Origin of the sequence: Anaerococcus nagyae (assembly GCF_017874535.1) — a bacterium.
Taxonomy (GTDB): domain Bacteria; phylum Bacillota; class Clostridia; order Tissierellales; family Peptoniphilaceae; genus Anaerococcus; species Anaerococcus nagyae.
The window spans coordinates 1-25,955 of record NZ_JAGGLS010000005.1; the positions used below are offsets into that span (position 1 = coordinate 1).

At 30.2% G+C, this 25,955-nt stretch carries 23 protein-coding genes; 3 read left to right on the forward strand and 20 right to left on the reverse strand.

Annotation, left to right across the window (positions count from 1 at the left end; translation table 11 throughout):
* Positions 1 to 220 precede the first annotated feature (220 nt).
* The 15 genes from J2Z39_RS04785 to J2Z39_RS04855 form a co-directional block, all read right to left on the reverse strand.
* A complete protein-coding gene (locus J2Z39_RS04785) occupies positions 221 to 1,774 on the reverse strand; it encodes an FAD-dependent protein (RefSeq protein WP_209814036.1) in 1,554 nt (517 codons plus the stop codon).
* 40 nt (positions 1,775 to 1,814) lie between these two features.
* Positions 1,815 to 2,912, reverse strand: coding sequence for a tetratricopeptide repeat protein (locus J2Z39_RS04790; protein ID WP_117521711.1), 1,098 nt, complete (start codon positions 2,910 to 2,912; stop codon positions 1,815 to 1,817).
* Positions 2,913 to 3,617, reverse strand: a complete 705-nt coding sequence (locus tag J2Z39_RS04795; protein ID WP_117521712.1) for a hypothetical protein — start codon at positions 3,615 to 3,617, stop codon at positions 2,913 to 2,915.
* Positions 3,617 to 5,314: an arginine--tRNA ligase gene (gene argS, locus J2Z39_RS04800; RefSeq protein ID WP_209814037.1), complete on the reverse strand. Its 1,698-nt coding sequence runs from the start codon at positions 5,312 to 5,314 to the stop codon at positions 3,617 to 3,619. The genes J2Z39_RS04795 and argS overlap by 1 nt, the downstream gene beginning before the upstream one ends.
* Positions 5,315 to 5,336: 22 nt before the next feature.
* Positions 5,337 to 7,682 carry an endonuclease MutS2 gene (locus J2Z39_RS04805; protein WP_209814038.1) on the reverse strand — a complete coding sequence of 782 codons (2,346 nt, stop codon included), beginning with the start codon at positions 7,680 to 7,682 and terminating at the stop codon, positions 5,337 to 5,339.
* Positions 7,682 to 9,886 carry a peptidase U32 family protein gene (locus J2Z39_RS04810; RefSeq protein WP_209814039.1) on the reverse strand — a complete coding sequence of 735 codons (2,205 nt, stop codon included), beginning with the start codon at positions 9,884 to 9,886 and terminating at the stop codon, positions 7,682 to 7,684. Before J2Z39_RS04810 ends, J2Z39_RS04805 begins: the two co-directional genes overlap by 1 nt.
* A complete protein-coding gene (locus J2Z39_RS04815; protein ID WP_181965129.1) occupies positions 9,886 to 10,377 on the reverse strand; it encodes a cell division protein ZapA in 492 nt (163 codons plus the stop codon). Before J2Z39_RS04815 ends, J2Z39_RS04810 begins: the two co-directional genes overlap by 1 nt.
* Before the next feature lie 8 nt (positions 10,378 to 10,385).
* The gene (gene pheT, locus J2Z39_RS04820) at positions 10,386 to 12,773 is read right to left on the reverse strand and encodes a phenylalanine--tRNA ligase subunit beta (protein WP_209814041.1); all 2,388 of its coding nucleotides are present in this window, start codon (positions 12,771 to 12,773) and stop codon (positions 10,386 to 10,388) included.
* A gap of 8 nt (positions 12,774 to 12,781) precedes the next feature.
* Positions 12,782 to 13,804, reverse strand: coding sequence for a phenylalanine--tRNA ligase subunit alpha (pheS, locus tag J2Z39_RS04825; protein WP_117521718.1), 1,023 nt, complete (start codon positions 13,802 to 13,804; stop codon positions 12,782 to 12,784).
* Positions 13,805 to 14,036: 232 nt separating this feature from the next.
* Entirely contained in the window at positions 14,037 to 14,756 is a 720-nt protein-coding gene (locus tag J2Z39_RS04830) for a TrmH family RNA methyltransferase (protein WP_209814043.1), read from the reverse strand.
* A complete protein-coding gene (rplT, locus tag J2Z39_RS04835; protein ID WP_117521720.1) occupies positions 14,756 to 15,109 on the reverse strand; it encodes a 50S ribosomal protein L20 in 354 nt (117 codons plus the stop codon). Before rplT ends, J2Z39_RS04830 begins: the two co-directional genes overlap by 1 nt.
* 18 nt (positions 15,110 to 15,127) lie before the next feature.
* Positions 15,128 to 15,325, reverse strand: coding sequence for a 50S ribosomal protein L35 (gene rpmI / locus J2Z39_RS04840; RefSeq protein WP_117521721.1), 198 nt, complete (start codon positions 15,323 to 15,325; stop codon positions 15,128 to 15,130).
* Between the two features lies 1 nt (position 15,326).
* On the reverse strand, positions 15,327 to 15,860 hold the full coding sequence (infC, locus tag J2Z39_RS04845; protein ID WP_117521722.1) for a translation initiation factor IF-3: 534 nt from the start codon (positions 15,858 to 15,860) through the stop codon (positions 15,327 to 15,329).
* 185 nt (positions 15,861 to 16,045) lie between these two features.
* Complete coding sequence (locus J2Z39_RS04850) at positions 16,046 to 16,900, reverse strand: DegV family protein (protein ID WP_117521723.1); 855 nt, start codon at positions 16,898 to 16,900, stop codon at positions 16,046 to 16,048.
* A gap of 55 nt (positions 16,901 to 16,955) precedes the next feature.
* Complete coding sequence (locus J2Z39_RS04855; protein ID WP_117521911.1) at positions 16,956 to 17,732, reverse strand: MBL fold metallo-hydrolase; 777 nt, start codon at positions 17,730 to 17,732, stop codon at positions 16,956 to 16,958.
* 79 nt (positions 17,733 to 17,811) lie between these two features.
* Here J2Z39_RS04855 and J2Z39_RS04860 point away from each other — a divergent pair, with 79 nt between their 5' ends.
* Both J2Z39_RS04860 and J2Z39_RS04865 read left to right on the forward strand, forming a co-directional pair.
* The gene (locus J2Z39_RS04860; protein ID WP_209814044.1) at positions 17,812 to 18,291 is read left to right on the forward strand and encodes an aminoacyl-tRNA deacylase; all 480 of its coding nucleotides are present in this window, start codon (positions 17,812 to 17,814) and stop codon (positions 18,289 to 18,291) included.
* Complete coding sequence (locus J2Z39_RS04865; RefSeq protein ID WP_117521725.1) at positions 18,288 to 18,899, forward strand: hypothetical protein; 612 nt, start codon at positions 18,288 to 18,290, stop codon at positions 18,897 to 18,899. Before J2Z39_RS04860 ends, J2Z39_RS04865 begins: the two co-directional genes overlap by 4 nt.
* Positions 18,900 to 19,087: 188 nt before the next feature.
* On the opposite strand, the gene J2Z39_RS04870 is transcribed toward J2Z39_RS04865, so the two are convergent.
* Positions 19,088 to 20,797: an acyl-CoA dehydrogenase family protein gene (locus J2Z39_RS04870; protein ID WP_117521726.1), complete on the reverse strand. Its 1,710-nt coding sequence runs from the start codon at positions 20,795 to 20,797 to the stop codon at positions 19,088 to 19,090.
* Positions 20,798 to 20,976: 179 nt separating this feature from the next.
* On the opposite strand from J2Z39_RS04870, the gene J2Z39_RS04875 reads away from it, so the two are divergent.
* Positions 20,977 to 21,360: a PaaI family thioesterase gene (locus tag J2Z39_RS04875; RefSeq protein ID WP_181965130.1), complete on the forward strand. Its 384-nt coding sequence runs from the start codon at positions 20,977 to 20,979 to the stop codon at positions 21,358 to 21,360.
* Between the two features lie 76 nt (positions 21,361 to 21,436).
* Here J2Z39_RS04875 and J2Z39_RS04880 read toward each other — a convergent pair whose 3' ends face one another.
* The 4 genes from J2Z39_RS04880 to J2Z39_RS04895 form a co-directional block, all read right to left on the reverse strand.
* On the reverse strand, positions 21,437 to 22,777 hold the full coding sequence (locus J2Z39_RS04880; RefSeq protein WP_117521728.1) for an acetyl-CoA hydrolase/transferase C-terminal domain-containing protein: 1,341 nt from the start codon (positions 22,775 to 22,777) through the stop codon (positions 21,437 to 21,439).
* Positions 22,778 to 22,964: 187 nt separating this feature from the next.
* Complete coding sequence (locus tag J2Z39_RS04885) at positions 22,965 to 24,149, reverse strand: acetyl-CoA C-acetyltransferase (protein WP_117521729.1); 1,185 nt, start codon at positions 24,147 to 24,149, stop codon at positions 22,965 to 22,967.
* Between the two features lie 47 nt (positions 24,150 to 24,196).
* Positions 24,197 to 25,039 carry a 3-hydroxybutyryl-CoA dehydrogenase gene (locus tag J2Z39_RS04890; RefSeq protein WP_117521730.1) on the reverse strand — a complete coding sequence of 281 codons (843 nt, stop codon included), beginning with the start codon at positions 25,037 to 25,039 and terminating at the stop codon, positions 24,197 to 24,199.
* Positions 25,040 to 25,049: 10 nt separating this feature from the next.
* A complete protein-coding gene (locus J2Z39_RS04895) occupies positions 25,050 to 25,829 on the reverse strand; it encodes an enoyl-CoA hydratase-related protein (protein ID WP_209814045.1) in 780 nt (259 codons plus the stop codon).
* Positions 25,830 to 25,955: the final 126 nt, after the last annotated feature.

Here is a 25,955-nt window from a genome sequence, read left to right on the forward strand (position 1 = left end):
ATTAGTCTACCACTTAATTTTTGCTTTGTCAACTTTTTTTAAAATATTTTTACAAAAAGTTTACTCGGCTTTACAAATTAACTGTTTCGACTTTACTTAGTCTATCACCTTTTTGATATTGTGTCAAGTGTTTTTTTATTTTTCTTTTAAAACCTCTTGGCATCTTTGCGGTGTCGACTTTTACTATTATACAGACTTTATTTTTTTTGTCAAATCTTTTTTACTTTTTTCTTTCTAATATCTTCTCTGCTGTTTTTATACCATCAACAGCAGAAGATACTATCCCTCCAGAGTATCCACTTCCTTCTCCTACCACATATAAATTATCTATGTAAACAGCCTTATTTTCTTTATCTCTTAACATCCTTATAGGAGAAGATGAACGTGTTTCTGCAGCTGAGAGTATTGCATCTTCATCATCAAATCCATTTATTTTATTTCCCATATAATCTATTGCTTTTATAAGTGTACTTTCAATTTCTTTTGGATATAAACCTCTTAAATTTGCTAATTCATAGGATGATTCTAATGATGGCTTTATACTTCCATAGCTTTCGCTTGTTCTATTATTTTTATAATCTATAAATCTTTGGACTGGAACACTTCCTTTACCTAACTGATAGGCTTTCTTTTCAACTTCTCTTTGAAATCTCATCCCATCTAAAAGCTCACGCCCATAAATTTCTTCACCAACTGTTGCTATTATTGCTGAATTTGAGTTTTCTCCATTACGTGCGTGATAACTCATACCATTTACACAGGTCATTTCTTCTTCGCTTGATGCATTTACTACGTATCCCCCTGGACACATACAAAAGGTATATGCTGATAAACCGTTTTTTTTATCATTATAAGAAAGATTATAAGAAGCTGCTGGTAATATACTACCTTCTATATCTGTATTTTTTCCATTATATTGAGCATTGTTTATAGTTTCTCTTTTGTGCTCTATTCTAAATCCTACTGCAAAGTTTTTATTTTCCATGGATATCTTATCACTAAGCATTTCAAAGCTATCACGAGCTGAATGTCCTAATGCTAATACATAGGCCCCACTTTTATATCTATTACTGTTAATAACTACTTCTTCCACTTTTCCATCTTTGATTTTTAGATCTTCCATCTTATGAGAAAAATAAAATTCTCCACCTAATTCTTCTATCTCTTCTCTCATATTTATAATAACTTCACGCAATAAATCAGTTCCTATATGTGGCTTTGCATCTATCATGATATCATCAGGTGCGCCATATTTATGAAAAGTTTCTAAAACTAATCTTACTCTAGGATCTTTGCTTCTTGCTGTAAGTTTACCATCAGAATATGTTCCTGCTCCACCTTCTCCAAACTGGATATTACTTTCTGGATTAAGTATTCCACTATTTTTAAATTTTTCGATAGTGTTTATTCTATCTTCTATAGCTTCACCTCTCTCATAGATTTTTACCTTGACACCATTTTTAGCTAAAACATAAGCCGTAAACAATCCTGATGGCCCTGATCCTACTATACTGACTTCATCTGGTGGATTATTTACCTTAACATTTGATTTCTTAAACTCAAATCTATCTGCATCCTTTATTTTTTTTAATTCTTTATCTGTAGGATCAATATCAACAAGTACTTGATATGAAAACTTGATTCCCTTTCTAGAATCGATTGATTTTCTATAGATTTCAAAGTCAAAATTATCTTTCCTTATTAATTTTGCAATCTTTGCTCTTAGTTTATTTTCATTATCACTTTCAAGAATTATATTTCTAATTATTATCATTATTCCTCTTTTTTTATAAGTAAAAAGACCTCGAAAGGTCTTATATTTTAAACTGATTTTTAATTGTCATTAAATTTGCTCTAATCTCATCACTCAAATCGTCAAAAGTAAGTAATTCTTCTATATCCTCTTTTGCCCTTGATAAATTTCCCAAGGTTAAATTTATTTGAATTTTATTATAAGCAAGCCTAGGGTCAGATGGGTACTTTAAAAGACCCTCATCTATTAAATCTAAAGCTTCTATTTCTTTTCCACTAACATATAAGGAAATTGCATAATCATTATATAGTTCTCTAAATTCAGCACCAGAGTCTAATGAATTTTCAAAAGCCATTATAGAATTCTCGTATTGTTCTATATTTTGATAAGCAACTCCTAAATAATAGTATGCATCTGCTCGTTTTTTATTAGACAACAATCCCGTAAGCTTTATAATGGCTTCATTATAATTACCCTTACCAATAAAATAAAGAGCTTCTTCTATCTCGGCATTATCATTTATTTCACTTAGTCTATCCCTAATTTCATTACAAGCTTCATCAGTGTCAGTCTTTCGCAAAGCATTATTATAATAATTACGTGATTTTACATATTCGCCTAAATTTGCATATATATTACCTAATTCATAATAAGCTATAGCAAAGTTGTTATCTTTATTTAGTATACTTTGTAAAATTTCTAAAGATTCTCTTATAAAGTCATCTTTGAATTTATCCTCTACCTCATAAGCTCTTGGCCAAAGCAATCTTGCATAAAGATAAGCATTATAATTATCTAATGGATTTAGCAAGTAACCTGCTCTTAATAAAAGTAAGGCTTTATCTATATCTTCATCAGCAATATTTAAAGAAATTGAAGCAGTATATTTACTTACATCTGGAATATAGTGAGCAATTATACTCTTATACTCTTCATTGTGTATAAATTCTGGATCCGCTCCAATATTTATTAGCATTCCTTGCAAGAAATTTTCTACATCAATTTTATCAGCCATCTGGCCTGTCAGTATTCCACTTTGCATATCACTTACATATATAGGTAATGGTAAATCGTTTAATAATTCATAATCAGCAGATTCCTTTAAATCAAGATAGGCTAAATTATTTGTAAATTTTATAAAATAATTATCTAATCTCATCTAATATCCTCTCATGAATTTTCTTTGTCTATAGGAATGATGGTTTAAAAGTTTAAACAAGTGACCCCTTACTACATAAAAAAATGTTTCAATAAATCCTAATAATAAAACATATAAAAATCTACTATTTCCAACTTGATAACTATAAGCTAAATTGTAGTTAATATAAAACTTTATTAATATAAATATAATTGTAAATAGTCCATAAGTTAAGATATTGTCACATACAAATTTAGCAGATTGTTTGAGTGACTCAAATCCACTTTTCCCATTAATATAAATTTCTTCTGGTAAAGCAGATGTTGCAAATTCAAATACTAATAACAATATCATATATATATTTGATGGTAATCCTGTCCCTATAAAGCTAATAAGTATTTCTATTAAATAAACAAAAAATAATGAGCTTAGCACTGGTTGCCAAAAATTAGATAAGGAATTAGCAATAGATTTTTTTCCGGAGTTGCCATAAACCACATAGGATTTTAAAGCTTGAATAACAAAACTAAGTAAAGCTGCATCCAAAAAATAGTTTATAAGCCCACCTATCCTATTTCCTCCAAACATTCCTATAAACCTATAATTTTCAAAAAATGCTCTAATTAAAATAACTATAAAGGCAACATAAACTTTATTAATCTTAGAAAAGCTTTCTTTAAATGCCTGACTGTAAATTTCACCGAAATCTTTTAACCTATCATTCATTACATCTTCTCCACTGTTTTAATGCCGAGTAAACTTAATCCTGACTTTATAACAAGAGCTGTAGCATAAGTTAGGGCAAGTCTTTCATTTTTAATATTTTCATCTTCTACCATAATTTGAGATGAATTATAAAATTTATTAAAAGATTTTGCAATCTCTGTTATATGCCTTGTAAGTAAAGATGGCTCATATTTTTCACACGCTCTACTTACTACTTGTTCAAATCCTGCAAGATTTTTTACTAAATTAAACTCTTCATCTGTAGTTAGATTACTAAATTCAGTTACGCTGAAAGTCTCTATACCTGCTTTTCTTAAAACAGACTTAGCACGAGCATATGTGTACTGAACGTATGGACCCGTTTCACCATCAAAATTTAATACTTCATCCCAATCGAATACATAGTCTTTTATTCTATTATTGTATAATTCTTGGAACTTCACAGCTCCTATACCTATTATCTTAGAAGTCTTATCTATATCTTCTACGTCACTATTTCTTTCTTCCATGATGGATTTTGTTTTATCTATAGCTTTGTTTAAAACATCTTCTAAAAATACTACTTGTCCCTTTCGAGTAGACATTGTTTGATCTTTAAGACTTACCATACCAAAAGCTACATGTATATCATCATCCCACCATTCATATCCCATAAGTTCTAAGATTTTTCTAAGCTGTTGATAATGTAAATTTTGTTGAGTAGCTACTACATAAATATTTTTTGTGAAGTCATAATTTTCCTTACGATTAATAGCTGTACCGATATCACGCGTAATATATGAACTAGATCCATTACTCTTTATTATAATAGCTGGAGTCAAATCATATGGACTTAGATCAACTATTTGTGCTCCATCACTTTCTACCAAAAGATTTTTTTCTTTTAATAATTCTAAAGTTTCTGGAATATATTGTGAGTTATAACTTTCACCATTGTAATTATCAAATTCTATATCTAAAAGCTCGTAAACTCTCTCAAACTCTTTTAAGGAAATATCCTTAAACCATTGCCAAAGTTTAGTAGCTTCTTCTTCTCCATCTTCAAGATTTTTAAACTCTTTACGTGCAGTGTCCATCATCAGTGGATTTTCGCTAGCTTCTGTATTATATCTTACATATAATTTTAAGAGCTCATTGATAGGATCAGAATTAATAGCTTGCCTATCACCCCAAAGCTTAAAAGCTGCAATCATAGTCCCAAATTGAGTACCATAATCACCTAAATAATTAGTAGCTACAACTTCATATCCTAAAAATTCATGAATGTTTCGTATAGCATCTCCAATTACTGTTGATCTAATATGACCTATATGAAAGGGTTTAGCAATATTTACTGAAGAAAAATCTATTACTACAGTCTTACCCTCACCTTCATTTGTCTTCCCAAATTCCTCTTTTTTTTCTAAAATCTCATTTAAGATTTCATTTTGATAGTAATTTCTATCTACAAAAAAATTTAAGTAAGCATTTAGACTTTCAATTTTTAAAAAATTTTCTATTTTTATATCCTTACTTAAATCACTTGCTATTATAGCTGGATTTTTTCTTAAAGTTTTAGCTAAGCTAAAGCAAGGAAAGGAATAATCACCCATATCATCTCGTGGTGGGATCTCTATTAAATTATAAATCTCATCATAAGATAATCCTAACTCTTTTTCTTCTAATTTTTTTGCAATTAATTCTTTAAAATCTTTCATTAATCCTCCTGCCTTGCTAATCTTATTCAAAAGTAACTATAGTAACTCCATAGCCACCTTCCTTATCATCACCTAATCTATAATCAGCAATTCTCTTGTCATTTTTTAAATTTTCTGTAACTCCATTTATTAAAGCACCAGTACCCTTGCCGTGTATAATTTTTGCCTTAGATAAACCTGCAAGCATAGCATCATCAAGATATTTATCCAGATTCCTCATAGCATCATCATATCTTTGCCCACGCAAATCTAGTGTAGGGGAAATATTCATTGCTTTTTTAGCATTATACACTTTATTGATATTCTTTTCCGTTTTATCTTGGCTTTGTATCTTGGTAACATTTTTTATATTAGAGTCCATTTTTAAAATTCCCATTTGAAGTTTAATATTTCCCCTATCATCTGGTTCGGAGATAACTTCAGCTTTTTCATTTATTCCTTCAATTATTACCATATCTCCTAATTTTAATTCTTCTGGTATATCATTGGATTTTCCAATTTTAAGACCTTTGCCCCTACGTTCAATCTTATTGTCTTTGTATCTATTTCTAATATTATTAAGGCTTCTATCTATATCAGATGTATTGGCATTTCTACTTTTCTTAGCTTCCTTAAGCATAGCTTGAGATTCATTATTAGCTTTTTCTAATATAACATTAGCCTTATCTTCAGCCTCTCTTATAATAGCAGCTTGTTTCTTACCTACTTCTTTTGATTTTTCTTCAAGTTCTTTTTTTATCTTTTGAATTTCTCTTTTATATTTATCTATTTCTTGATTCTTTAACTCCAATTCATCTCTATCTTCTTCTATCTTTTCTAAAATCTTATTTACATTTTTAGTATCTTCACCTAGTAAATTGTAAGCATTTTTAAGAATCTCTTCATCAAGTCCAAGTCTTTTAGATATTTCAAAAGCATTAGATTTCCCTGGAGTTCCTATTTCTAATTTATAAGTAGGAGATAGAGTATTTACATCGAATTCTACAGATGCATTCATAACACCTGGAGTTTCTACAGCATAATATTTTAGTTCACTATAGTGAGTTGTAGCAAAAGTCATTATGTCTTTTTTTCTAAGATAATCTAATATAGAGATAGCAAGGGCTGCACCTTCAACCGGATCAGTTCCAGATCCTACTTCATCTAATAATACTAAGGAACGTTCACTTGCCTTATTAGTAATATCCACTATTTTTGTAAGAGAAGCCGAAAAAGTAGATAGACTCATCTCTATTGATTGAGTATCCCCTATATCTACAAAAACATCATCAAAAATATTTACCAAGCTATTTTCTTCAGCAGGTATATAAAGACCTGTCTGAGCCATAAGAGTTATAAGTCCAACTGTCTTTAAAGACACTGTTTTACCACCGGTATTTGGGCCTGTAATTATTAAAGTTTTATAATCTCCACCTATAATTACATCTATTGGTACTACTTTGCCTTTTAATAGTGGATGTCGAGCTTGGTTTAATCTAATAATTTTATCAGCATTTATTTTTGGTCTAGTATATTCATTGTTTATTGCAAATTTTGCTTTAGCTGCCAAGAAATCAATCCTTGAAATGAGCTTTTGATTTTCTAGAATCTCAACATCAAATTCTTCTACAAATCTTGAAAGTCTATCAAGTATTCTTCTTATTTCATCATCTTCTTTAAGATCTAAGTCCTTTAGCTGATTATTTAGCTCCACAATTGCCGATGGCTCTACAAATATGGTATTTCCACTAGAGCTTTTATCGTGAATAATACCCCCAATTGAAGACTTTTTGTTTGTCTTAACTGGTATTACATATCGACCATCTCTTATTGAAACCACCTTATCTTGCAAAGCATCATCATACCTTGGATTAGTAATATAGGAGTTCATTTTAGCTTTGATGTCGCTTTCCTTTCGCTCCTTTTGCCTGCGTATATTTCTAAGCTCTCTTGATGCATTATCAGCTATTTCATCTTGGCTGATAATAGAACGCTCGATTTCATTTCTTATAAAATCATTTGTACTAATTCTATTAAACAAATCTTTTATATAAGGCTCTTCTATATCTTTTCCATAATCTTTTAGATAGTATGAAACTCTTAATAGATCATTTACTTTTAAAAGTTCATAAGGCTCAAGGACTCCATTTTTTCTCACATAAGTAATCATATCTGTAAAATCAAATAGACCAAAAAGATCTATATTACCAAATCTACTTATAACGCCTACCATCTGAGCTGTATTATCTAACTCTTCGCTAATTTGATCATAATCGTTAAGAGGTAATAAATTTAATATTTGTTTTTTTACTAGCTTAGAGCGAGCTTCTTTCGCTAATCTTTCTAAAATTTTTTTGTACTCTAAAACTTCTAAAGTTCTTTCTTGCATTAGATCACCCCTCTAGTATAAGAATTACGATTTTTTACACTATTTATATCAAGCAAATCTTCATCACTCATTACAGAATATAGAATTGATATATTTTCATTAAATTGATACTTATCAAAAATTGTAGCTTGATCTGGATAAATTTTTGAATAGTTATCATAACGAATTATTTTCATCATGGCACCCTCTTTTGATTTAAGCTTGCCTTCATTAAACTTACAAGTAGAACAACCTTTAAGCTCACATTTTTTTATAGTAGAAAATGGACAATGACGCATATTCATAAGTTCCACTCTGCCATATGATAGAACTTCTAAAGGATAATTTCCGTCATTTTTATTAATAAAATCAAGGTCAGCTTCACTACTAATACAAATCATTTCAGAAAAATCACTATAAAAATCTAAAGTATAAGAATTAAATACATTAAGATATCTACCTATCCTTATTGAAAATCCATTTTTCCTAAAATCTTCAATAAAGTTTAAATCACGATAATTATTAAAAATAACACCTTTAAAATTGTACCTTTTTAAGTAGTCTATTAGCTCATCTATATCATATTCGTCATGAGAGTCTAAGTTTAAATATAAATTAAAGTTCTTATACTCTTTATCGTAAGATCTTAGATAAATATTATCAAAGTCTTCCAACAAATCTTTTGAAATATTATTTGTTAGTAATTCTATATTTTTTTCAAATTTATTTTTTTTATTATTTCTAAGTTTAGGAATATGAATATCAATACTATCTCTGTGATAATCTTCTAATATAGTATTTTTCAACAGATCTATAGACTTTCTACGACACTCGTTTATATCTTTTTTTCTAAGGAATATATTATCTTGGATATTAATATTTATTTTGCTAGGCATAAATATTTCATCATTAAATTTATCTAAATTTTCTCTTATGCTATCTTCAGTTAAAGAAATATTTTTAGCTTTTTCGCAAATTACATCATGAACATAACTTACTTTCTTATCTTTATAACTTATAGTAAGCTTAGGATATTCTCCTACACTCGCAATAAAATCTATTTTTACTGGTAGAGATTTATATGAATTTAGACCTTCTTTTAAGGAATCTTTAAGTCTTGTAGAATTTAAAAGTAAAACATCTGAATTAACCAAGGCATCTTTATATTTTTCTAGAAATATTTTATCTCCCTTTTTATAAGCTTTTGTGGTAGTAAAAGGAAGTTTTTTCCCTCTTTTAGTTGTAATTTCCAAATTATCACCCAACGATAAATTAGAATCACTTATAAAATATTTACCTAAATTAGAATATTTTACTTTGCCAATACTACGATGATTTAGATCATCTTTTAATAGTACATAATTAATATTTTGATCAAATATAAATCCTCTAGTGTAACCTCTATTTGAAGAATCTAATATGTCATCTTTATTGTAAATATTTTTATCAATTTTACTTTTATAATTTTTTACCGTCGTATAAACATACTCCGGAGTTTTCATTCGACCTTCAATTTTTAGACAGTCAATTCCTATAGGCAAAAGTTCATCTAGTTTATCAATTACATTTAAGTCTTTCATATTTAAATAATAATCTTTACCTAGATTCTTATCATTTGAAATCAATTCATATTTTTGTCTACATGGTCCTGCACATCTGCCCCTATTTGCAGAACGGCCTCCAAAATATGAACTCATTAAACATTCACCAGAATAAGATACGCATAAAGATCCGTGAACAAATACTTCTGTTTCCACTTCAAGACTAGCAATCTTTTTAATCTCTTCAATAGGAGTTTCGCGGGCTATAACTATTCTATCAAACCCTAATTTTTTTAAGTAACTTGCTCCGTTATATTCTCTTACAGCCATCTGTGTAGATGCATGTAAACTCATTCCAGGAACTTTATCTTTTATAATAGAGAAAAATCCCAAATCCTGAATAATTAGACCATCTACTCCGTATTCATATAATTTTTCAACATATTCTACAGCTTTTGATATTTCAGAATCTTTTATAAGGATATTCATAGTTATAAAGACTTTTTTGTCAAATAAATGAATATACTCTACTACATTTTTTATACTATCGAGAGTGAAATTTTTAGCATAAGCTCTAGCTCCAAAATCATCTAAAGCTAGATAAAAGCAGCTAGCACCTGCGGCTATTCCTGCTTCAAGCATAGAATAGTTACCTACTGGTGCTAGTATTTCGGTTTTACCCATTAAAGTTTGCCTTTCAATTGTTCGTTTTCTGCCTTTAAACTTGCAGCTTCTTGTTGGAGTCTCTTAGCTTCATTTCTAAGCTTTTCTATAAGTTTATCACTTTCTTCATTTGATTTAATTTGTTTTTCTAAATCATTTTTTTTATTTTCTAAAGATTCATTTTGTTGACTTAGTTGATTTACTCTTTCAATTAATTGATCATTATGATCAATTGCTTTTTTGTAATTTTCGACTAAAGAAGGGAATTTTTCAACCGCTTCAGCTGAATCTTCTTTTAATCTTTTATATTTATTTCCTACATTAAAGAGATCATTTGCTATATTAAGGCTTGTTAATACTAGCTCTTTATCATAGCTTAAATTATCAGCCTTTGCTTCATTTATTTTTTTGCCAACATATGATGCTATTTCCCTAATATGTTCTTCACTTTCATCAGTTATAAGGGTGTAGCTTATACCATTAATTTCAACCTGAACTTTTTTCTCAGTCACTATTACTCCTAACTACGTAATACAATATTTGCATCGTTTAAGTCATTAATGATTTTTTCTTCTATATCTTTTATATCTTCTTCTTTTAAAGTTTTATCATTAGTTCTATATTCTACTTTGTAAGATATAGATTTTTTATCTTCTTCTATTTGATCACCTGTATAAATATCAAATAATTCAATAGTTTTTACTAATCCTTTACCATTATTAATAATTGTATCTTCTATAAATTTAGATTCAATATCTTTATCTGTTACAAAAGAATAATCTCGTGTTATTGCTGGATATTTGGGAATTTCCGTATATTTCCTATTTTTTATTCTTTTATCTTTTATTTTTGATAAATCTACTTCTAAAATTAAACATCCTTTGCTAATATCATATTCATTGCGAACTTGATAGGAAATTTCTCCTATAGTACCTATACTTATATCATCGTAGTATATATCTGCACATCTACCCGCATGAAATATTGGATTAGTTTCATTTGTCTTATAGTTAAAGTTTTTAAATCCAACTTTTTTCATTACTTCATTAAAAATATCTTTTAAATCATAGAAGTTATATGAACCATAAAGTCCTATAGTCAAGGTGTCATTTTCATTTGGTAGATCTTTTCTTGCTTTTTTAAAAGTTTTACCAAGTTCAAATAGTTTTAGGTCTTTTGCACCACGATTTATATTTTTTGCAATTACATCTAACATATTTGAGATTTGAGTAGTTCTCATTATAGAAAAGTCTTCCCCAAGAGCATTTACTAGACTTATATAATTTCTAAGTTCGGATTTTTCATCAAGCCCCATCCTATCAAACACTCTAGGTGAAATAAATGAATAGGTAGCTATTTCCGAGAACTTCTGTCCAGCTAATTCTTTTTTAAGCTCATCTCTTAAAAGTCTAGATTCACTTCTGATCCCTCTTTGTAAAGTTGATCTTAAAGGCTTAGATTCAATATTTCCCATACCATAAAGTCTAACAACTTCTTCAATAAGGTCTGCTTCTAAATCAATATCCATTCTAAAGAACGGTACTTTTACAGCAAGAGTATCACTACCTTTCTCTTCTACTCCAAATTCTAGAAGTTCTAAATTTCGAATAGCTTCTTCTCTACTAAAGTCTACTCCTGTTAAAGCATTTAACCTTGATATTCTAAGATCTATAATTTTATCTTTAGGACTCTTTTCTCCTTCATCGATTATACCATCTATTATTTCACCTATTTCTAAATCCGAAATAAGTTTCATAGCACGTTTTGACGCTATATCAGCCATTTCAACTGGAAGTCCCTTTTCAAATCTTGTTGAAGCCTCACTTCTAAGACCCAATTTTTTAGATGTTTCTCTAACGCTAGCCCTATCGAAATTAGCTACTTCTAGTAGGATATTTTTCGTTTCACTTGTAACTTCAGTATCAAAACCACCCATAACTCCTGCAAGACTTATAGGCCTGTTACCATCTGAAATAACTAGCATTGAAGGATCTAATTTTCTTTCTTTACCGTCTATAGTTGTGAGAACTTCACCTTCTTTTGCATCTCTTGCTATGATTTTTTTATCTTTTAGCTTATCTAAATCATAAGCATGGAGTGGTTGACCAGTTTCAAGCATTACAAAGTTAGTAATATCAACTATATTATTTATTGGACGCATTCCAGCTAAGATTAAATAATTTTGTAGCCATTGAGGGGATTTGCCAACTTTAATATTTTTTGCGACTCTAGCTGTAAATCTATTGCATTTATCACTTTCTATTGTAACAGTATCTACGTAATCAAAAATATTTTCATCAACTGTTGGATATTCTAAGTCTGGCAATATTATTTTTTCACCAAAGCTTGCAGCTGTCTCTCTTGCCATTCCTATAATTGATAGGCAGTCAGCTCTATTTGGAGTAATTTCATATTCTATTACAGGAGTGTTCGAATTTAAAACTTCACTTACTGGTGTACCTGGTTTTACTTCTTCTGGTAGAATTATAACTCCATCTTTAAATTCTTTTGGTATAACATTATCAGAATAGCCGAGCTCTGCATATGAAGTTAGCATACCTTCCGAATTGATTCCAAAAAATTCATGATCTTCTATGTAATCTCCATTATCTAGCTTAGTTCCACTTTTAATTACAAATAGATAATCCCCTTCTTTTGTATTTGGAGCAGCTGTTATTATTGTACTATGTCTATCTTCTCCTATATCAATTGTCAAAACTTTTAATCTATCTGCATCTGGATGTTTTTCTTGCTTTAATACATGACCTACTACTACAGATTTTAGATCACTTGTGATTGTATTTACTTCTTCTACATGTGATCCTGTCTCTGATAGTCTATCAGTTATTGTTTTTAAATCTTTATCAATATTTATATAATCTTTTTGCCAAATTAAAGGTACTAACATCTTATCTCCTAAAATTGTTCCAAGAATCTTTTGTCATTATCATATAGTAATCTAATATCATCTAAGCCATATTTAACCATAGCTATCCTATCAACTCCAAGTCCAAAAGCAAATCCTGTGTATTTCTCGCTATCTATACCACATGCCTCAAGAACTTTTGGATGAACCATGCCTCCGCCTAAAAGTTCCATTGACCAACCAGTATTTCCACATGCTGGACACCCTTCTCCTCTACAAACTGGACAAGTTGCATCTACTTCTAAAGATGGCTCAGTAAATGGAAAATGATGTGGTCTATATCTTAATTTTATGTCATCTCCAAACATTTCTTTTATAAATGTTTCAAGTGTTGCCTTTAAATTTGCCATAGAAACACCCTCATCTACTACTAAACACTCTAATTGATGAAACATTGGTGAATGAGTAGCATCTACTTCATCATTTCTAAAAACTCTACCTGCTGAAACCATCTTTATAGGAAGTTTACCTTTATTCATAACTCTTATTTGCATAGATGATGTATGTGGTCTTAGTAGTATATCATCAGTTATATAGAAAGTATCAGATGTAGATCGTGCTGGATGATCAGCTGGGGAATTTAAATCATCGAAAACATTTTTAACAGTATCTATTTCTGGCCCTTCTACAACATCAAATCCCATATTTTGGAAGATTGACTCGAGTTCTTCTAATGTTTGGTTAATTAGCGCTAAATGTCCACTTTCATTTTTATCAAAATGAGCTGTTACATCTATCTTTTCTTTCTTAATTTTTGCATCTAGTATTTCTTTATTTACAGCATCAATCTTTTTAGACAGAGATTTTTCTATCTTTTTACTAGTTTCATTTATTAGCTTGCCTGCCATTGGTTTTTCTTCATTTGGCAAATTTGAAATATTTTTCTTAAGATCAGTTATCTTACCTTTTTTACCAAGATAAGTAACTCTAACTTTTTCTAAATCATCAAGATTTAAAGCAGAATCTATTTCATGTTCTGCTTTGGCCAAAATATCCTTTAAATTTTTTTCCATTTATTTCTCCTAAATTTGTATAAAAAAATTCCGTCCTATAAAAGGACAGAATCTTAATAAATCTGCGGTACCACCTTAATTGGTTATATAAACCCACCTCTAAAGCTTTAACGCAGCTTTTACGTATCAACTACTTATTTCATATCAAACTTCATCGGTGAATATCAAGCTTATAATGAAAGGCTCTCATCATCCCCTTCTTGCTGGTAAGTAAAGCTATTTTGCCGAATCATTAGCCAAGTTTATTCATTAAAATGCTAGCTGCTATAGCAGCATTTAGTGATTCTATTTTGCCTTGCATAGGAATTTTTACAAAAATATCTGTAAGATTTCTTATATCTTCACTAAGACCATTTGCCTCATTGCCTATAGCAAGAATTAGATTATCATCTATCTTACACTTGTTTATATCATACCCGCTCATATCAGCGGCTACAATTTTATATGTATTTTTTAACTTATGGAGCTCATCTATATTACATTCTTTTATATTTAATCTAAAAATTGAGCCCATTGAGGCTCTTAGTGTTTTTTCATTATATATATCAACAGTACCAGGTGTAATTATTATATCGCTAAATCCAAATGCTTCAGCACTCCTTACAATAGTTCCCATATTACCAGGATCATTTAAATGATCTAATAGTAAAACTTTAGAATTTGTAATCTTATCTGAGGATTTCTTTTTTACAACAGCTCCAAAACCATCCGGATTTTTAAAGGAACTTAATTTATTAAATAGGTTTTCTGATAATACTAATTTTTGATAGTTAGTCCTATAAGAAGCATTATTTTCTGATAAAAAAATAAAATCAATATCAGCAGAAGAGATAGCCTCTTCTACTAATTTTCTTGATTCCACTATAAAGGAGCTTTCAGCATCCCTGTATTTTTTATTTTTTAATTTTGATATATACTTATAATTTTTATTAGAAGTAGATTCTATTACCATTAGGCATTTTGATTAGCAAGTTCTACTAGTTTGCTAAATTCAGCTGGATTTTCTACAGCAATTTCAGCAAGCATTTTTCTGTTAATATCAATGTTTGCTTTTTTAAGATTACCCATCAATTGTGAATAAGTTGTACCATTTTGTCTTGCTGCAGCGTTGATTCTTGCAATCCATAATTTTCTAAAATCTCTTTTTCTGTGTTTACGTCCTATATAAGCATAGTTTAATGATTTCATCACAGCTTGATTAGCTGTTCTATATAAAACGCTCTTTGAACCGTAGTATCCCTTAGCTTGTTTTAATACTTTTTTATGCTTTTTCTTTGCGTTTGTAGCTCTTTTTACTCTTGCCATTTCTCTTACCCTCCTAGATTACATTCCTAATAATTGTTTTACATTTCTTTCATCAGCTTTAGAAACTACAGTACCTTTTCTAAGCTTTCTTTTTCTAGCTGGTGATTTTTTAGCTGTCAAGTGTCCTTTATAAGCTTTTCTTCTAGTTACTTTTCCACTGCCTGTAACTTTAAATCTTTTAGCAGCAGATCTTCTTGTTTTATTTTTATTAGCCATATTACTCTCCCTTTTCTGTATTTGGTTCTAGGAACATCACTAAGGATCTACCTTCCATCTTAGGTTTTTTATCAACTATAGCAGAATCTCCTAGCATATCTTTGAATTTATCCATTAATTCATAGCCTGGTTCTTTACGACCTAGCTCACGTCCTCTAAATCTTATAGAAACTTTTACTTTATCCCCGTTATTTAAGAATTTAATAGCTTGATTTGCCTTAGTTTGCAAATCATTATCTTCGATATTCAAAGAAAATCTTGTTTCTTTAAGTTGAGCATTTTTTTGCTTTTTCTTATTTTCTTTTTCTTTCTTTTCTTGATCGTATTTGAACTTACCGTAATCCATTATCCTAGTAACAGGTGGTTTTGCATGTGGACTCATTAGAACTAAGTCTAGTCTTTTCTCATCAGCACGATCTTGTGCATCTCTTAAAGTTGTTACACCTACTTGGTTACCATTTTCATCAATTAATCTTACCTTGTCAGCTCTAATTTCGTTGTTTATTCTTAAATCTTTTATAGTTATACCTCCAATGTATAATTACATAAAAAAAGCGGGCACAAAGTACCCGTTTAAATTTTTAAAATTTATCTTTAAAAATTATTAACCTACAAATATTAATCTATCAATCGGTAGGTGAGTATTGGGTACTTCTTCGTTGTCTATGAACTATATATTACTACTATTCTCTCATTTTGTCAAATAATAATTATAATTTATTAGTCTAATTTAAATAAGCCAAAGCCATACAAGCCTGGTCCAGTATTAGCTCCTAAGGTTGGGGAAATTTGTATTTTAAGATAATCCTTTGCATTAGCTATTATATCTGATAGTTTATTCTCTAACTTATCCATACCTTCTTCATATCCCCCATGGCATAGAAATATATAGTAATCTTTTACATTATCTATCTCTTTTTCTGCTAGATGTCTTAGCTCTTTTAATAATTTCTTTTCTCCTCTAGCCATTTTATAAAGCTTAAAAACACCTTCTATTGGATTTACTGTTATTATAGGTTTAATTGACAAAGCATCTCCGATTTTACCAAAGCTTCTTGGAACTCTTCCACCTTCCACAATGTATTTGAATGAATCAATTGTAAAAAACACCTTGGAGTCATTCTTTTTTTCTTCTAATTTATTTATTATTTCATTAAATGAATAGCCTTCATCAATTAACTTTTGTGCATAAATAGCAAAAAATCCTTCTGCCATAGATAGATTAGCAGAATCAAATACGTAGCTTTCCAATCCATCTATCTTGGCCATATTCATTAAATTATAGGTACTTGAAAATTTTGAGCTTAAGCTTATAGCAATTACTTTATTATAGCCATCAGCTTTAATTTCTTCATATTTTTTTATTGCATCTGCTGGAGATGCTGTACTCGTCTTAGGCAAACTATTATGTTTTCTAATCCAATCATAAAATTGATCCGGACTAATTTCCTCTCTATCTTTAAAATACTCGCTATCTAAGTTTACATATAGCGGTAAAAAATATACATTTAATTTCTTGGCTAAATCCAAATCTATATCAGATGCTGAATCTATCAGAATCGCAATTTTTTCCATCAAAGCTCCTATTAAATTAATTTTGTTAAGTCACATTATAATATTTATACCATAATTAATCTTTCATATCTATTATTACTTGTTGATTTTGCTCATATATTGCTCTTACTTCTGTTTTAGGGTAAGTGTGATTTTCTTTAAAAGTGAGAGATATTTCTTCATTTGATCCAAAATGCATAGGAAAGAATACTTGAGGCTTGACTTCCTTGATAAAAATATCTGCCCCCTTATAATAATTTTCTTCTAATCTATAATCTACTGGAAAGAAAGCTATATCTATATTTTCTTTTTTTATCTTATCAATCTCTTCCATGAAATCATCGTATTCTTTTTTCATAGTAACATCATCATTATCTTTCCAAGCCCAATAATTTAAATCACCAGCATGAAATATTTCTATATTATCTAAATATAATAATATAGAAACACCCTTATCTGTAGATCCAAATGTCTTAATTTTAAGCTTAAACCCATTGTTAAGTTTTATTTTATAGGTTTGATTCTTATTTATAAAATGTACATTCTTAGAAGAATAAAGACTTTTTAACTGATCCATTGAAAGTTTATTATTTTTTATATAGATAATATTTTCATTCTTCTCCAAACTGCCAATATCAGAACTTAAAATATATGTTTTATCTTCCATACCAGGAACTTTTAAAATTTCCGAAGTATAATGATCGTCATGTCCATGACTTGCAACAAATATAACTTCTTTATCTTCTGGTATATTAAGTACACCTTTATAGTAATCAAATATTATAAATAGATCTTCTGTTTCTACTGTATAACAACTATGGTATATATAGGTAATAATAATTTCGTTTTTCATATCCACTCCAATTCTCCTTTGCTTTATACCCATTAATTATTCTAATAAGTAGTATAATAATTTGATAGGAAGTGATTTTATGAAAAAAGAAATAAAAACTAATGCAATGAGAGTTTTAGATAAGCTTAATATAAACTATGAACATATAGACTACGGACTTGAAGGGGACTTTGTATCCTCAGTAGATTTATCAGAAAAAACTCATCAAGACATAGACTATATTTACAAAACACTAGCAACTATATCAAACACAAATGATATTTATATTTTTGTTATACCAGGAGCAGCTAGTATTGACTTTAAAAAAGCAGCAAGATGTGTTGGAGTCAAAAGTTTAGAAATGCTTGCTCTTAAAGAATTAAAACCAAAGGTAGGTTATGAAAGAGGTGCCACTACTTCTCTTGCTATGAAAAAAGATTTTCCAGTTATAATAGATAAAAGTGCTAACGATATGGAGTTCATAAAAGTATCTGCAGGTAAGATTGGTCATAGTTTAAAAATAAATCCCAAAGATTTATCAAAAGCTAATGAAGCTAAGTTTTTTGATGTTATCCAATGAATGTAGCAATAGAAAAGTCTTATGATTCAATAAAACTAATTTTTCCAAATGATATTGAATCAAAAAGGTTAAAATTATTAGTAATACTTTCACCTATTTTTATTGCATCCTTTGATAACGGCACTTATGAACTGGAATTTTTAAAAAATACAATAAAAAAATCTAAATACCCATATGGTCTATATCCTAATTTTTTTAATGATTTCAATATAAAAAAATACAGAGACTCATACGATAGTTATAAGGTTAAAGAGGATATATTTCTTAATTCAAATAATGAAATAGAATTTGTTGTAAATCCTATGAATGATATTTATATAAAAGCTCTATCAAGCCTAATAGAAGCTATTATAATAGACGATAAGTCCAATGAATACTTCACTAATTATTTTGCAAAAATCAGGGATGATATAGTAATAAATGGCAGAAGGTCTATTATAGCAAATGGTATACAAGGATTTTACTTATCTAAATATATAGTGGTTTGGATGATAAATCTGTGTGATTATATCAAAAAAAATAATCAAAAAATCTATAAAGATACAATTCCTATATATGAACTTAGTAACAATCTAAAATCTATTAGAACAAATATAAGTAAACAATAAGGAATGGGGCTATTACAAAATAGATAGATCGTTCCAAAATCATTCGAAAACCCTATCAAAAAGTATATCTGTAAGCCGACAGGTTTATGCTTCCATAAACCTGCTGGCTAAATCTCAAACTTTCTTATAGAATCAAATGATGGAACGATAGATATCTATGAATCTGAAACAACCCCATTTTAATTTTATTAAGCTTTTTTAATTTCTTCTATAAGAGCTGGTACAACTTCGTGAAAATCTCCCACTATACCATAATCACAATTCTTAAAGAATGGTGCACTTTCGTTATTATTGATTGCAACTATTGTCTTAACATCTGTGATTCCTTGTAAGTGTTGTAAAGCCCCTGAAATACCTACTGCAATGTATAGATCACCTTTAAATTTTTGTCCTGATAAACCTATATATCTATCCAGTGGTAAATATCTCTTAACTTCTGCAACTGGACGTGATCCTCCTATTGCTGCTCCTGTTTCTTTAGCTAATTCTTTGATGATTTCTTTGTTTTGCTCTTCACCTATACCCATACCAAAAGATACTACTCTATCAGAATCTTCAAATGCATAGTCTGGATCCATATCTTTTTTATCAAATGTATAGCCATCAGCTTTTAGAGCTTCTACTAACTTCTTAGCTGATTCTTTTGGGTCACCCTTAAATATTTCTTTCTTTCTATCTCCTACTATAGAAGTTTTCGGTTTTCTTCTTCTCTTTTCACCAGTTTCTTTATTTTCACCTTTTTCAGATTTTTCTGGTCTTGGTAATAGATAACTTGCAATTACTACTCTCATGATTTGATTAGTACCTTCATAGATTTGAGTAATCTTAGCATCTCTATAATGTCTTTCAACATCTACACCCTTGATAAATCCAGATCCACCGTAAAGTTGTAGGGCATCTGATGTAACTTTATCAGCTAAATCCGAAGCAAATAATTTTGCCATAGCCGCATCTTTGCCATAACCTTTTTCATGGTTTTCTTTTTTATCTGCTGCATCATATACTAAAAGTCTAGCTGCTTTTATTTGAGTAGCCATATCAGCTAGCATAAATTGTGTATTTTGGAATTGTGCAATTGATCTACCAAATTGTTCTCGTTGTATAGTATATTCCTTAGCTGATTCATAAGCTCCTTGTGAAATACCTAGAGCTTGAGCAGCTATACCTATTCTACCACCGTCTAGAATCATCATTGCTTGTTTGAATCCCTTGCCTAGTTCTCCAAGCAAGTTTTCTTTTGGAACTTTTACATTATCAAAATGAAGTTCAGCAGTAACTGATGATCTAATACCTAATTTATCGTATGGTTCTGAGAATGTAAATCCTTCAAAATCTTTATCAACAATAAACATTGAGATACCATGATTACCCTTGCCTGGTTCTGTAACTGCTGTTACTAGGTATGTTTGAGCTTCAGGTGCATTTGTAATGTAAATTTTCTTACCATTTAGTAGGTAATACTCTCCCTTATCTTCTGCTGTTGTTTCTGTTCCAGCTGAATCAGAACCTGCATTATCTTCTGTAAGACCAAAACCACCAATAGATCTACCATCACAAAGTGGTTTTAAATATTTTTCCTTTTGTTCGTCAGTACCAAATTCATTGATACCCCATGTACCAAGAGACGTATGAGCTGATAAAATAACACCAACACCACCATCTACTCTAGAAAGCTCTTCTACAGCTATTGCATAATGCTTTTGGCTAAGTCCAGCTCCACCCCATTTTTCTGGAAAAGGAATACCAAATAAACCAAGTTCTCCCATCTCTTTAACTATTTCTTTTGGGAATTCTTTTGTTTGATCTAGTTGAAAAGCAATTGGTTTTACTTTCTTTTCAGCAAAATCCCTAACGTATTGTCTAAATTCTTCTATATCTTTTGGTAAATTATATGACATATTATCTCCTATTGTTTAATATTATTAATCTTTTACAAACATTGAAATTGTTTGCCTAATATTAATATACCCAAATCAAATTAAAAGCCCTCATTAATGTAAAGTCTTTTATAAAGGTATAGTATTATGTGTATTAAGTATGAAATTTTAATTTATACAAAAGTAATAAAGAGGTAATTGTGAATTTTAGTGATATATTAAATATTGAGTATTTAGAATGTAATAACGAATTTGTTAAAGCAAGGATTAAGTTAAAAAAAGAATTTGCTAATAATATAAATAGTCTCCATGGAGGTATTACTGCAAGTATAGCAGATTCAGTTAGTGGTTATCTGGCTAGTAGTATAAAAATAATGACCCCTACAAATAATATGAGTATCTATTATTTAAATCCAATAAGAGTTAAAGAGGGAGATTATGTTTACGCTGAAGCAAAAACTATTAAAAGAGGTAAAAAAATAATAGTAATAAACTGTCAAATTTTTGATAATAACTATAACTTATCTGCAGAAGCTACCACATCGTTTAGTCCTATGGAAAGGAAAATTTCTAAAGATAAATAATAATATTATTATAGCTTACATTAAATCTAATATTAGGACTAAACAAAAAGGATGCTCATTAGCATCCCCTTCTTTTTTATTTATTAGAATTTCTCCAAATTCCTAACTCATCAGCTTCTTTTATTAATTCATCTCTATTATCTGGATGAGCTAAATTTATTAAAGCTTCAGTTGCTTGCCATGTTGATAATCCTTTAAAGTTTTTAATACCTTGTTCTGTAGCTATATAGTGAGTATTGCTTCTGACTGCAGTTGCTTGAGTACCTGGCTTAAATGTAGGTACAATATTTGATACTCTGTTACCTTCTTTATCAACTCTAGAAGATTTAAGAGCAACTATTGAGCGACCACCTTTAGATCTATATGCACCTAAAATGAAATCTAGTGCTCCACCTGCTCCAGAAATATGTCTAGTTCCAACTGTTTCGGAAGAAATTTGTCCCCATAAATCCACTTGCATAGCTGTATTAATAGATACAAAGTTATCCAAAGATGCAATAACATCTACATCATTCGCATATCCTACTGGAACTGCCATTAATTCTTCGTTATGATCTATATAATCATAAAGTTCTTGACTACCTGCAGCAAATGCATACGTTTGACGACCTACATCACGATTTTTCTTCATACCAGAAATTCTACCAGCTTTAGCCATTTCAACAAAAGCATCTACGTACATTTCCGTATGAACACCTAGATCTTTAAGATCTGATTTAGCAATTTCTGATCCTATAGCGTTAGGAAGTCCACCTATACCTATTTGTAGACAATCTCCATCTCTTAATAATCCCACTACATTTTCAGCAACTTTAAGCTCTTCTTCACCAAAGTTAGCTTTGCCTAAAGTTAACATATCATAATTTGCTTCATATACATAATCTACATCTTTGATATTAATATAGTTTAAGTATCCGCCGTAAGCTACTGGTACATTTTCATTTACTTCTAAAACTACCTTTTCAGCATTATTAAATATTTCCCAAGCATGACTTGCAGATAAACCAAAGTTAAAGTTACCGTGTTTATCCATCGGAGATACTTGCATAACAGCTAGGCTAGCCTTTTCAGCATTTTCATTAATGTATCTACCTATTTCACTGTATTTAATAGGAATAAAATACGCACTGTGATCACGTTTATTTATAAGAGCTCTTTCAGTACCAGAAGAGTGCCAAGAATGATAAATAAAGTGTTCTCCAGTTTGATCGGCCTCTCCTATTGCTAATTGATAAGGAACTACTCCACCTCTAATTTTCACATCATGAAGTTCATCTACTCTTTTAGCTAAAGCTTCATCAAAAGCCTTTGGAGTTAATGCACACCACGCTATATCAACCCAATCACCATCTTTAACTAGACCAGCAGCCTCTTCTACACTTATAAGCTTTTTTTCATATTCTTGCTTAAAATCCATAAATACCTCTCTAAATTTATTTTAAAATCGTTTTCTTTATATAAAACCATTATAGCATCATTGATAATAAATATCTAGAATAAATATATTTTTAACGTATTCTACACTCCTACCAATAAGCTAGTGTATAAAAATGATCTCCCAAATCTTAATATCTGGGAGATCATTTTTTATTTTACTTTAAATATTATCTTTCAACGACAATAGCTGTACCCATTCCACCACCTATACAAAGTGTTGCAAGACCTTTTTTAACATCTCTTTTTTGCATTTCATATAATAAAGTTGTGAAAATTCTAGCTCCTGATGCTCCGATAGGGTGACCAATTGCTATTGCTCCACCATTAACATTTACTATATCAGTATTTAATCCTAATTCTTTAATAACTGATAAAGCTTGAGCAGCGAAAGCTTCATTAGCTTCTATAAGTTCAATATCTTCAAGATTTAAGTCAGCTTTTTCTAATGCTTTTCTAACTGTAGGGATTGGGCCTGTTCCCATAATTGCTGGATCAACACCTTCTGTAGCATAAGAAACAACAGTTGCAAGTGGAGTTACACCTAATTCTTTAGCTTTTTCTTCACTCATTACTACTAATGCTGCTGAACCATCATTAAGACCAGATGCGTTTGCAGCTGTTACAGAACCGCCATCTCTTTTAAATGCAGGTTTAAGACCTGAAATACCTTCAGCTGTAACGCCTTCTCTTATGTGTTCATCTGTATCTACAGTTGTAACATTTCCTTTTCTATCTTTAACTTCTACTGGTACGATTTCATCTTTGAATCTACCTTCAGCTCTAGCTTTTTCAGCTCTATTTTGACTCATAGCCGCAAGTTCATCTTGTTCTTCACGAGTTAGATTATACTTTTCAGCTATATTTTCAGCTGTCATTCCCATGTGATAGTCATTAAATGCATCCCAAAGACCATCTTTAATCATTTCATCAACAACTTTTTTGTCTCCCATTCTAGCTCCCCATCTCTCTTCATTTAGTAAGAATGGAGCGTTAGACATAGATTCTGTACCACCAGCTACAACAATATCAGCATCTCCAGCTTTAATCATTTGAGCTGCTAATGATACTGATCTAAGGCCAGATCCACAAACAATGTTAACAGTCATTGCTGGCTTTTCTTTAGGAATACCTGATCCTAGAGAAATTTGTCTTGCTATATTTTGTCCAAGACCAGCTTGAAGTACACAACCAAATACTGTTTCATCTACATCTTCTGGTTTTATTCCAGCTCTATTGATAGCTTCCTTTACTGCTGTAATACCTAAATCTTTAGCAGATACTGATTTTAATGCTCCGCCATATGAACCTACTGGTGTTCTTGCTGCACTTGCTATTACTACTTTTCTAGTCATTTTATATCCTTTCTATATTAATTATTATATGGTTATCCGTTGATATCTTATTTACTATAATCGTAGAATCCTTTACCAGATTTTCTACCTAATTCACCTGCTGCCACTTTTTGTCTAAGAAGAACTGGAGCTGCATATTTATCAGAACCGATTGTATCTTTTAAGTAGTCCATAATATTTAATACAATATCAAGACCAATTAAGTCAGCTAATTCTAGTGGTCCCATTGGATGGTTTGCACCAAGTTTCATAGCTGTATCGATTCCTTCTGGAGTTGCTAAGCCTTCTTGAAGAACATATATTCCTTCAGAAACCATTGGTATAAGAATTCTATTTACAACAAAACCAGGAGCTTCTTTAACTTCAACAGGAGTTTTACCAATTGCTTCAGTTATTTCTTTAACTTTAGCAACTGTTTCATCACTTGTTGTAAGACCTTTTATAAGTTCAACAAGTTTCATTACTGTTGCTGGATTAAAGAAGTGCATACCAATTACTCTATCAGCTCTGCCTGTAGCTGCTGCAATTTCTGTTATAGAGATTGATGATGTATTTGAAGCAAGTATTGTTTTTTCATCACAAAGTTCACAAAGCTCTTTAAAAATAGATTTTTTGATTTCTGGATTTTCACTTGCCGCTTCTATGATAAGATCACAATCTTTAAGTTCATTTACATCTGTTGTAAAATTTAATCTACCTAAATATTCATCTTTTTGTTCAGCTGTAATTCTTTCTTTTGCAACTGCTTTCTCAAAAGATTTTGTAATAGTATTTCTTCCTCTTTCAACAAATTCTTCACTGATATCTCTTACAACAACATCATAATGTTTACTCATTACTTCTGCTATACCAGCACCCATTGTACCTGCACCAATTACACCAATTTTCATATTACTCTCCTTATTTATTTTGAAATTCAGCTTTTTCTTTATTTATAAAAGCCTTAGTTCCAGTTTTCATATCTTCTGTTGAGAAGGTTAATCCAAAGTTATTTTCTTCAATTCTTAAACCAGAATCTATATCTACTTGACCACCAGTATTTATAGCCTCTTTGGATAATTTTACAGCTATTGGAGCTTTGCTAGCTATACTATTAGCTAGTTGATTAACTCTTTGTTCTAGTTGATCAACTTCTACAACATCTTGTACCAATCCAATTTCCAATGCTTTATCAGCTTTAATATTTTCTGCAGAGTAGATTAAGTATTTTGCCCAACCTTGTCCTACAAGTCTTTGAAGTCTTTGACTACCACCAAAACCAGGCATAATTCCAAGACCAACTTCTGGTTGACCAAATAATGCTTTGTCGCTAGCAATTCTAATATCACAAGCCATAGCTAACTCACAACCACCGCCTAAAGCAAACCCATTAACTTGGGCTATAACAGGAATAGGTAATGTTTCTATTTTTCTAAATACAGATATACCTTTTTTACCAAAGTCACGTGCCTGGATCGGATTTAATTCAGACATTTCTTTTATATCAGCACCCGCAACAAATGATCTACCCTCTCCAGTAATAATTAATACCCTTAAATCACTATTATCTTTCACTTCTTCTATAGCTTTATCTAGATCATTTAAAACATCAGAATTAAGTGCGTTTAAAGCATCCGGTCTATCGATTGTTATTTTTGCAATTGATTCATTTATTTCATATTTTATGGTCTCGTAGGTCATAAGTTCCTCCTAATGTTTAAAAACCAAATTAAAATTTATAGAATTAAAGCTACCCATATATTTACTTATGAAATTTCAAATATCTAGGTAGCTCAAATCACATCATTATTATTTATTGTTTATAAA